Here is a 9,681-nt window from a genome sequence, read left to right as displayed (position 1 = left end):
CTACCGGGATCCTCCTTGATGGTTCGAAATGCGGAGCGGTACTATTCCGCACGCGCTCCGTTACCCCCAAAGTGCGGCCGCCTGACTGAATTGGATTCATGTTCCGGAACACGCATCCGCTTCAACACGCCTCGAAGACTACAGAACTTTTCCGGCTCTGGAAAGGGTTCGCCCAAGATTGGCTGTTCTTCCATTCGCTGTGTCCACCAAGAGGACCGGGGAGGTCCGCCCCCATTGTTTCAGCCGAATTTCCTGCCTGCTAACCGGCCGTTACGGGCTCTTGCCAAGTGTCTGGGAAACGAGAATAGTGAGGTTCAGGAACGGCTTTTCCGAGTAGCTGCAAGTCCTCGCGCTAAGTGTCATCCGAGGATTGGATCTTCTGGCAGAATAGCCGGAACATCAGGCAGTATCGCGAGGAGGCGGAGCCCATGGCCCGACAACAGATGCACCCCGAATCGGAGGGGGATGACGAGGTCATCGCCCCGCAGGGAATTGTCGTGGGTGTTGATGGATCCGAGCATAGCCAGTGCGCCCTGGTGTGGGCTGCCCGAGAAGCGGAACGCCGCCGTCGTCCTCTGCATATTGTTACGGCATATTCCGTGCCGATCTTCGCCGCTTCAGGGCTGGATGGCGGCTACGCAACTGTGGACGATTCCGTCATTCGGGAAGGCGCAGAGGCCATTCTGAAGCAGGCTGTAGACAAGGTGTCCTCCTACGACATCGACGTGGACGCTTCAGTTGAGAACGGCGATGCTTCCGGTGTCCTCCTGGAGATGTCAGAGACGGCAGAGCTTCTGGTGTTCGGCACGCGCGGGCGCGGCGGCTTTGTCGGGCGGCTCCTGGGATCGGTCAGCAGCGCGTTGCCCGCTCACGCCAAGTGCCCCACGGTGACAGTGCCGCTTGTCTGCGCCGCACGCCTGGGTGAAACCACCACGGACAAACGCGTCCGTGCCGAGCAGGAGAAATCCGGCAGTCAGCCGGTGGAGAACGTAGTTGTGGTGGGAGTCGACGGCTCCGAGCAGGCACGCGTGGCTGTTCTGGAAGCGGCTGCGCAGGCTGAACGCATGGGAGCCAGGCTGCGGGCGGTGTGTGCCGTGCCGCAATACAGTGGCTCCCTGGCGTGGGTGCCTGCGCCGATGGACCGTGAAGCCCTCTTCGCTGATATCCGGGTCCAGCTGGATGCCGGTGCGGCCTGGCTGCAGAGTCATTATCCCAACCTGGCCATTGAGACCCAGCTGGTAGATGGAACGCCGGTTGATGTACTGGTGGAGGCGAGCAGACACGTGGAGCTCGTTGTGGTGGGAACCCGGGGCAGGGGCGGCTTTGCCGGTATGCTCCTTGGCTCAACCTCCGACGGCGTCCTTCATCACGCGAAGGGACCGGTTTTGGTGGTTCCGGACAAGGATGACCCGCGGCTGGCGGACCGGCCCAACTTCGGCCCGATGCTCGGCGCTGCCTGAAAACAGTGCCTGAAACAACGGGGATTTACCCCGGGCGTGCCTGACCTTCGAGGCGTAATCTTGAACCATGAGTTGCGACATTGGATCGGGACTGAAATGAACCGCCGTTGGCTGCGGTGGATGCCGGCTGTGGTGGTTCCTGCCGTCATCGCGGCCGGTATTGCTGCCGGTTCCTTGCCGGCAAGCGCGGTGGATCCCCTCCCGGCCAAGAGTCCTGCGCAGGTCTTGGCGCTTGTGGCCGGGCACAAAGTGCACGCTCTCTCCGGGACACTCGAGCAGGCTTCCAACCTTGGCTTGCCCGAGGTTCCCCAGACTGGCCCGTCAGCTTCTGCGCCGACATCCTGGCTTGAGCTCCTTTCCGGGCCGCACACTGCACGGGTCTATAAAGACGGTCCCGCCAAAATGAGGATCCAAATCCTGGACAAGATGGCCGAGCGGGACCTTGTGCGGAACGGCCGGGAGCTGTGGTGGTACAGCTCGAAGGACCAGTCGACGGTTCACGTAACGCTGCCGAACTTGGTGGCAACTCCGGCAGGGGAGGAGCCCCCGGAGGATTCAGTCGACCCAGGTTTTCCAGACTCCTCCACCGTGCCTACTCCCGCGGAGTTGACCGAGAAGCTGCTGGCCAAGCTGGATCCCAGTACGGACGTCTCAGTAGGAACCGATGTCCAAGTGGCCGGGCGTTCTGCATACAACCTGGTGCTCACACCCCGCTCTCAGCAGACCTTGGTGGGCTCTGTGTCCATAGCCGTGGACGGCGAGAACGGATTGCCCCTGTCGTTTCAGGTGGCGGCCCGCGGACAAGCCGAGCCGGCTTTCGCGCTTGCTTACAGCAGCCTGACCCTGGGGGCCCCTGATCCGTCGCTCTTTGACTTCACGCCGCCTCCGGGCACCGCTGTGAAGGAAGTTCAGCCACCTCCGCGTCCCCTCGGAGCTCATCCCGGGCTGGACGGCCACACCGGCGGGTCCGACGTCGGACGTCCCCAGGTGACCGGCAGCGGATGGGAGACAGTAGTCGGATTCCGTGTGGGCGGGGATGCCCTTGCCGCCGAAGGCCTCCTGACGAGGGAGCCGCTGCTGCAGCAGGCCATGGTGGCGGTTCCTGGCGGAACGGTCATGTCGACGTCCCTGCTGAACGTGCTGCTAACCGATGATGGCCGGATCTTTGTCGGTGCAGTTCCGGTGGAGATGCTGCAGGCTGCAGCCACGCCAAGGTGACGGGTGCCGGTTCGGCTGATGGCCTTGCCATCGAGGCCAAGGGGCTGAGCAAACGTTTCGGCCACCAGTTGGCAGTGAACAACATTGATCTCGCCGTGCCCAAGGGGTCCGTATTCGGATTCCTCGGGCCGAACGGTTCCGGAAAGACCACCACCATCCGCATGATGCTTGGCCTCGCCGCTCCCTCCGCGGGGACTATCAGTGTGTTGGGCCAGGAGATGCCGCGGCAACTGCAGGACGTGCTGCCCAAGGTTGGTGCCTTGGTTGAGGGGCCGGCTTTCTACCCTTTTCTGTCAGGGGCAGGTAATTTGCGCCGCTTCGATGCGGCCGATCCCCATTCCGTCCGGGCAACCCGGGCAGCGCGTGTTCAGACGGCACTCGAACGGGTAGGGCTGACCCATGCAGCGGGAAAGAAAGTCCGGGCCTATTCCCTGGGCATGAAGCAGCGCCTCGGTATCGCCAACGCGCTGTTGTCTCGTCGTGAACTGCTGGTGCTGGACGAACCAACCAACGGCTTGGATCCCCAAGGCACCAGGGAGGTCAGGCACCTGGTTCGTTCCCTGGCTGCCGATGGCGCCACCGTGTTCGTCTCCAGCCACCTCCTCGCCGAAGTGGAACAGATCTGCACGCACGCTGCCGTGATGAGCGCCGGCAGCCTGGTGGCGCAGGGGACGCTGGCTTCCCTGCGCCAGTCCGGCGGGCGAACCCTTCGTTTGTTAACGCCCGACGCCGGAACCGCCTCGGCTGTGCTCCTGCGGTTGGGCATCACCCCGGTTACGGACGGCGCGGCCAGGGCAACAGGGGTGCTGACGGCGGCACTTCCGGACCCGGCCGGTGTGGCGGCTTCCGACGGCGCAGCGGCTCCGGAGGACATCGTGGCGGCCCTGGTCGACGCCGGAGTGCGGGTCAGAGGATTTTCTGTGGAGCAGGGAAGCCTGGAAGACCGCTTTGTGGCGCTGACGGGGGAGGGGTTCGACATTGCCCAGTGACAGCCTGACAGGTGGAGTGACCCGTGAGTACGGCAGCCCTGCAGCAGGAAGTGCGGGCCGGCCGTCGCCGTGGTCCCTCCTGGCTTCCGAATTGTCGGTCCTCTTCCAGCGCCGGCGGACGTGGGCCATGCTGGTGGCGCTCGCGGCTATCCCGATTCTGATCGCCATCGCCGTGCGGCTTTCCTCGTCCGTCCCGCCGGGGCGCGGCCCGGCATTCCTGGACAGGATCACGCAGAACGGGCTTTTTGTCGGGGTTACGGGGGTGCTGGTGTCCATCCCGCTCTTCCTGCCCCTCACCGTGGGCGTGGTGGCCGGCGATACCGTAGCAGGCGAGGCTGGGCTGGGCACGTTGCGCTACCTGTTGGTGGCTCCGGCAGGACGGGTCAAGCTCCTGCTTGTTAAGTACGCCGGCGCAGTGGTTTTCTGCGTCGTCGCGCCCCTGGTAGTTGCCCTCACCGGTGCGGCAATCGGTGCCGCTCTGTTCCCGGTAGGCCGGGTGACTCTGCTGTCCGGCGACACCATCGCTCCGGCCGAGGCCGTGATGAGGCTGATCCTGATTGCTGCCTACATCGCCGTGTCATTGTTGGGCCTGTCTGCCATAGGCCTCTTCATGTCCACCCTGACCGACGTCCCGGTCGGGGCAATGGCCGCCACTGTCGTGCTGTCCGTGGTGTCCCAGGTGCTGGACGCATTGCCCCAGCTCGAGTGGCTGCATCCATGGCTGTTCAGCCACTATTGGCTGGGATTTTCTGAACTGCTTCGCCAGCCCATCGGATGGGACACTTTCGCCAGCAATGCCTGGCTGCAGGCCGGCTATGTGGCCGTCTTCGGCGCCCTCGCGTACAGCCGGTTCGTGACGAAGGACATCCTGTCCTAGGCTGGCACGTCCACTTAGAAGCCGCGGCAGTGCCAGATGCGTCTCAGTACCGGGCGGCGTAGGGGTAGAGCTGCATTCCCGCCATCCAGGTCAGTGGCGTGACCTCTATCCCGGCCTGCGGGTTTAAGGCCTGCACCACCTGCCCGTTGCCCAGGTAGATCGCAACGTGACTGAAGTCCGACGGCGATCCCCACACCAGCAGGTCGCCCGGTTGTGCCTGCGCGAGAGGAACGCGGCCGGGTGCCTGGGCAAACTGTTGGGCTGCTGTGCGGGGCAGATACTTACCAGCCGCAGCGAAGGCATTCTGCACAAACCCTGAACAATCGAAACCAAAGGGCCCCGTGCCGCCATATTCGTAGAAGTACGGTGAGCCGACTTTACCCAGGGCTGCGGAGATCGCAGCCTGGTTTCCCCCTGCCCCTGGTGACGGTGCCGGTGCTGGCCCGGGGGCGGGTGCAGGAGGAGGCGCAGGGGCCGGTGCCGGCGGGGCAGGCGGCGGGTTTCCAGGGGCGGGGGCGGGTGCAGGCCCGGGGTTCGGGGCGGGGGGAGCGGCCGGAGGAGGCGCCTGCCCTGTTGGGGATCCTGCAGCCTGCTGTTGGCTGGCGGCGGTGACGGCAGCCAACAGCTCCTGCTGGCGTTGCCGCTCCATCGCCTCAACCCGGGCGGACTCGAGCGCTTCGGTGGTGTTCTTCAAAGACGCGAGCTGGCTGACCAGTACGGTGCGCTGAGCCTTGGCGTCTGCCATGCTTTTCAACAGTGCACCATTGGCTTGGTCGGCCTCGGACTTGCGGTCCTCGGCGGTTCTGGCCGCCTCTTCCGCCGCCCGGTTCGCTTCCTCTGCGGCTGCGGTCAAAGACTCCGCTGCTGCCGCGGCTGTTTCCGCGGACTCGAACGCGCGGCTGCGATTGGCTGAGATTGCCTCAAGGGTGACAGCTTGTTGCAAGCTCTCGCCGCTCCCCGAGAGAACCGTGCTCAGGGCAGGGTTGAGCCCGCCATTCCGATAAAGGTCAGCTGCGATCTGGCCAACCTGCCTGCGGCTGTTCTCCTGTTCGGTCGCGGCGGCCTTGGCTTTGGCAGAGGCAAGGCTTGCGGTTTCCTTGCGGGATCGGAGCTCTACAAGGGCGTCACCGTAGGCGTTGTTCGCGCGCATCGAAGCCGCAGCCGTCACGTTTTGCTCGGCAGCGGTGGCCTCAAGGATCCGGTCGATTTTGGCGACCTCATCCGCCGTCGCACTTTCGCTGGCTTTGGCGGCGGCGATGTCTTCGGGTGAAGGGATTTCAGGCGCAGTCGGAAAGTGTGTTGTGAAGACCTGTTCAGTCACCGCCTGACTCTTTGGAGCTGCGCCGGCAGGCAGTGTGCCCGAAAAGAGGAGCGCGACGGCGCTGCACAGCACTGCGGATCTTCGGGCGGAACCGGTCCAGGCCATGGGCAAACCTCGTTGTGTCGGGCTGTAGCGAACGAGGTGCAGGTTCTGCGCGCAGAAAGTCCCTCGGCGAATGGTGCAGCAAACCCGAGGTTACGTGTTCTCAAACCACTTTGGCAACAAGAGCCTCAGCTTTAACATAAACACCAGAGAGTTCTGGAAGCTGGAAGGCGGCCCCGGCGTGTCGGTCTTAGGCGTGCTGGTGGGACTCGTGTTCCGCATGGCTTGCAGGCTCCAACTGGAACGTGCAGTGATCGGTGTCGAAGTGGGAGCCGAGGCAGGTGGTGAGTTTGTCCAGGACCTGATCTGCCCCTCTTGCACTCAGCAACTCGTCCTCCACGACTACATGGGCGGAGAACACGGGCACGCCGGATGTGATGGTCCAGATATGGATGTCATGGACAGCCACCACTCCCGAGACCGAAAGGATGTGTTCCCGGATCATCTGAACCTCCACACCCTTTGGGCTTGCTTCGAGCAGGACGTCCACCACGTCCCGCAACAGATGCCAAGCGCGGGGCAGGATCATGATGGCGATGACGATCGAGGCAATGGTGTCTGCTGCCTGGAGCCCGGTCAACATGATGGTGAGGGCCGCCGCGATGACGGCGAACGAACCCAGCAGGTCCCCCAGCACTTCAAGGTAGGCGCCGCGGACGTTCAGGCTCTCCTTCTGGGCAGTGCGCAGGATGAGGAGCGAGATCAAATTTGCGGCCGCGCCCACAATTGCTGCGTACAGCATGACGTCTGTCTGCACTTCAGGTTCGGAACCCCAACGACGGATCGCTTCGATGAAAATCACCACGGAGATGACTATGAGCACCAAGGCGTTGGCCAGGGCCGCAAGGACTTCGGCCCGCTGGTAGCCGTACGTCCTGAGGTCACTGGCCGGACGGGCGGCAATCCAAGCCGCCAGCAGTGCGACGAACACCCCGGCGGCGTCGGACAGCATGTGGCCCGCGTCCGCCAGCAATGCCAGCGAACCCGAAACGATTCCACCCACTATCTGAACCAGGACCACTGTCAGCGTGATAGCCAGGACGGCTATCAGCCGGTTTCGGTGGCGCCCGGTCGCCGTCATCCCGTGTGTGTGGCCATGATCATGTCCCATGCTTACAAGGCTAGTCCCAACGGCGCTGGTGCCGGAGCGGGAACCTCCAGGGAGAGCCGGCGCTCCCGTCAGCCCCAGCCCAGCTCGTGAAGGCGTTCGTCGCTGATGCCGAAGTGGTGGGCAACCTCGTGGGTGACCGTGATGGCAACCTCCTGGATCACCTCTTCACGGGAGCTGCAGATATCCAGGATCGGTTGCCGGTAGATGGTGATGCGGTCGGGCAACGATCCAGCGTCCCACCAGCTGTCCCGTTCGGTCAGGGGGACGCCTTCGTATAGCCCCAGCAGCACAGTGTCCGGGTCTTCTCCCGGCTGAGGTGTGTAGTCGTCGTCGATGAACACTGCCACGTTGTCCATCGCCTTTGCGATGTCCGCCGGAATCCGCTCCAAGGCGGCGCTTACGGCAGCCTCGAAATCCTCAGCGGACATTGGAAAGGGTGCCCAATCGCCGCCATCCGGGACGATCGGAAGGCCCGGTGGCAGGTTTGCTTGCATACCCGAAACTCTAGCGGGATCTGCGCCTCGTCAGGGCCACGCCCACAAGGCAAATGATGCCGCCAATGAGGCCCCAAATGGTGGGGACCTCACTCAGGATCAGCCAGGAGATCAGAATGGTGGTGCCTGGGACGAGGTAGGTGGTGGCGGCCATCTTGCCGGCGTCGATCAGGGACAGCGCGTAGGCCCACGTGGTGAAGGCGACGGCTGTAGGGAAGATCCCCAGATAAAGCAGGCCCAGTGTTGCCGGGATGGGCGCCTGCTGAACCTCCGTGACGAGCTGCCCCGTGAAAGGAAGGCAGCATACAGTCCCGACCATGATCCCAAACCAGGTTGCCTGGGCTGCAGGGAACTTCTTCAATACGGGTTTCTGGATGATCACGCTGACAGCGGCAAGCACGGCGGCAAGGAGGCACAGCAACACCCCCACCACGTCCGCCGTCGACCGTTGACCAGAGCCGACGGCGATCATCGCCACACCGCCGAACGCCAGAGTGCTCCCGATGATCAGCCAGCGGGGAAACCCTTCCTTCAGGATGAAGCCGGCCAGAACCGCCACGATGATGGGGGAGACGTTGATCAGCATCGCGCTGGTTCCGGCATCCAGGAGGTGCTCGGCGGCGTTAAGGGCCACGTTGTAGCCGCCGAACCACATCACACCGTACGCAAGGATCGGCCACCACTCACGGCCCCGGGGGAGCCTGCGCAGTGTGGGGAGCACAAACAGGCCCAGGACGACGGCGGCGACCACCAGCCTGCCCAGGGTGAGCGGGCCGGGGGAGAAGCTGGGGCCGATGGCCCTGATGCCCACGAAGGCGGATGCCCAGAGGACCACGGTGATGACGACGGCGGCGACGCCCAGCTTGTTGATGGGTTCCTTGCCGGCGGGGATGGTGCCGGTTGGTAGCTGCAGTTGCGCGGCCGCGGTGGCAGTCGTCGCCTCAGGAGACACCTCAGGGGAGCGGGATGGTTGCGCGGGGTTGGTTTCGGCTGTGCTTGCCATGAGGCAAATCTATCCGCTGCGGGGATGGAACGGCTGGCGGAAATCGGCCACGTCTACCCGAAAAACTGCCAACTTTTGGAGAGCCGTTCCCTCCTGTGACATAGGCCCCTTCTCGCCGATTTTGGATAATCCGGGGCTTACCCCTATAGTTTTATAGGTCCAGTTCGACGGAAACGAAAGGACAAAAACGGAAGGCTTCGGCCCTTAATTTTTGCCCTCGTTCAGGCGGATTGAGTTCTGGCCCCCATCGTCTAGCGGCCTAGGACACCGCCCTTTCACGGCGGCGGCACGGGTTCGAATCCCGTTGGGGGTACGCAAGGAACGCGGTCAAACCAGATGTGAAAGTCTGGTAGGCTAAAAGCCTTGAAAAATTGCGGTAGTGATACTGCAGAAAAGCAAGAAAAAAGCAAGGCCCTGTAGCGCAGTTGGTTAGCGCGCCGCCCTGTCACGGCGGAGGTCGCGGGTTCAAGTCCCGTCAGGGTCGCTCTGATTGCCAGAAGAAATTCCGGCTGTCAAGGTGACATGTCACCTAGGCTCTGTAGCTCAGTTGGTAGAGCGTTCGACTGAAAATCGAAAGGTCACCGGATCGACGCCGGTCGGAGCCACCACTGGGAAGCATCAGTTCTTCGGAACTGGTGCTTTTCTTCTTTAAGCGCCGATCCTAGCCCGGGTTCCCGGCCACGGATCACGGCAGCCGTCCGGCGCCGTCAGGAGCACTGGGAAAACAAGTGGTGGAGGCCTCTACGGGGCCAAAAAAACGAGTACACACTACGCGTGTGGAGGAGTACTCCAACGCGATTAACTGAGAACGGCAATCAGTGGCCGCCCCACCAAAACGGGACCGTTCCGCCAGTTGTCCAGGTCTCGCAAGAGGGTTTCCCAGGTCACGGCCCGGGAGATTGACGGGGCCGACGATGGCAGAGCCTTCTGAGACCGAGGCTCCCCCCCAGCCGTCGTCGGCCCTTCCCTCTGCCCGCACTCCTGGCTCTTTCTGATCCTGCCCTTTCCGCGGGCACAGCGCCCAGGAATTCGGCGTCACTGGACCCATCATTTACCGAGCTACATCGATCTCAGCGCCCGATTGTCCCGCTTCATGCCGTGCTCGA

8 protein-coding genes and 3 tRNA genes are annotated in these 9,681 nt (G+C 63.4%); 7 read left to right on the top strand and 4 right to left on the bottom strand.

Going from position 1 to position 9,681, the window contains the following annotated elements; translation table 11 throughout:
* The first annotated feature begins 428 nt into the window (after positions 1 to 428).
* From RIN13_RS16635 to RIN13_RS16620, 4 genes are all read left to right on the top strand, one after another.
* Positions 429 to 1,460, top strand: a complete 1,032-nt coding sequence (locus tag RIN13_RS16635; RefSeq protein WP_309108432.1) for a universal stress protein — start codon at positions 429 to 431, stop codon at positions 1,458 to 1,460.
* A gap of 96 nt (positions 1,461 to 1,556) precedes the next feature.
* Complete coding sequence (locus RIN13_RS16630; protein ID WP_309108431.1) at positions 1,557 to 2,678, top strand: hypothetical protein; 1,122 nt, start codon at positions 1,557 to 1,559, stop codon at positions 2,676 to 2,678.
* Positions 2,675 to 3,667 carry an ABC transporter ATP-binding protein gene (locus RIN13_RS16625; protein WP_309108430.1) on the top strand — a complete coding sequence of 331 codons (993 nt, stop codon included), beginning with the start codon at positions 2,675 to 2,677 and terminating at the stop codon, positions 3,665 to 3,667. The genes RIN13_RS16630 and RIN13_RS16625 overlap by 4 nt, the downstream gene beginning before the upstream one ends.
* A gap of 16 nt (positions 3,668 to 3,683) precedes the next feature.
* Positions 3,684 to 4,544, top strand: a complete 861-nt coding sequence (locus tag RIN13_RS16620) for an ABC transporter permease (RefSeq protein WP_309108434.1) — start codon at positions 3,684 to 3,686, stop codon at positions 4,542 to 4,544.
* A gap of 43 nt (positions 4,545 to 4,587) precedes the next feature.
* On the opposite strand, the gene RIN13_RS16615 is transcribed toward RIN13_RS16620, so the two are convergent.
* The 4 genes from RIN13_RS16615 to RIN13_RS16600 all read right to left on the bottom strand — a co-directional run bounded on the left by RIN13_RS16615 (position 4,588) and on the right by RIN13_RS16600 (position 8,575).
* Complete coding sequence (locus tag RIN13_RS16615) at positions 4,588 to 5,865, bottom strand: C40 family peptidase (RefSeq protein WP_309108429.1); 1,278 nt, start codon at positions 5,863 to 5,865, stop codon at positions 4,588 to 4,590.
* Positions 5,866 to 6,157: 292 nt separating this feature from the next.
* Positions 6,158 to 7,078, bottom strand: coding sequence for a cation diffusion facilitator family transporter (locus tag RIN13_RS16610; RefSeq protein WP_309108428.1), 921 nt, complete (start codon positions 7,076 to 7,078; stop codon positions 6,158 to 6,160).
* 68 nt (positions 7,079 to 7,146) lie between these two features.
* A complete protein-coding gene (locus tag RIN13_RS16605) occupies positions 7,147 to 7,572 on the bottom strand; it encodes a metallopeptidase family protein (RefSeq protein ID WP_309108427.1) in 426 nt (141 codons plus the stop codon).
* A gap of 10 nt (positions 7,573 to 7,582) precedes the next feature.
* Positions 7,583 to 8,575, bottom strand: coding sequence for a DMT family transporter (locus RIN13_RS16600; RefSeq protein WP_309108426.1), 993 nt, complete (start codon positions 8,573 to 8,575; stop codon positions 7,583 to 7,585).
* Between the two features lie 240 nt (positions 8,576 to 8,815).
* Between RIN13_RS16600 and RIN13_RS16595 the strand changes: the two genes are divergently transcribed.
* The 3 genes from RIN13_RS16595 (at position 8,816) to RIN13_RS16585 (ending at position 9,183) form a co-directional block, all read left to right on the top strand.
* Positions 8,816 to 8,888: transfer RNA gene (locus RIN13_RS16595), tRNA-Glu, on the top strand.
* 97 nt (positions 8,889 to 8,985) lie between these two features.
* Positions 8,986 to 9,059 (top strand) — tRNA-Asp (locus RIN13_RS16590).
* 48 nt (positions 9,060 to 9,107) lie between these two features.
* Positions 9,108 to 9,183, top strand: a tRNA-Phe gene (locus RIN13_RS16585).
* Positions 9,184 to 9,681 lie beyond the last annotated feature (498 nt).

The organism is Arthrobacter sp., assembly GCF_031179985.1.
Lineage (GTDB): Bacteria > Actinomycetota > Actinomycetes > Actinomycetales > Micrococcaceae > Arthrobacter.
This window is presented reverse-complemented; position numbering and strand designations above follow the sequence as displayed.

Excerpts from the sequence above, each read along its gene's own strand:
- RIN13_RS16600 (WP_309108426.1), bottom strand. The coding sequence starts at position 8,575 with ATGGCAAGCACAGCCGAAACCAACCCCGCGCAACCATCCCGCTCCCCT.
- RIN13_RS16605 (WP_309108427.1), bottom strand. The coding sequence starts at position 7,572 with ATGCAAGCAAACCTGCCACCGGGCCTTCCGATCGTCCCGGATGGCGGC.
- RIN13_RS16610 (WP_309108428.1), bottom strand. The coding sequence starts at position 7,078 with ATGGGACATGATCATGGCCACACACACGGGATGACGGCGACCGGGCGC.
- RIN13_RS16635 (WP_309108432.1), top strand. The coding sequence starts at position 429 with ATGGCCCGACAACAGATGCACCCCGAATCGGAGGGGGATGACGAGGTC.
- RIN13_RS16630 (WP_309108431.1), top strand. The coding sequence starts at position 1,557 with ATGAACCGCCGTTGGCTGCGGTGGATGCCGGCTGTGGTGGTTCCTGCC.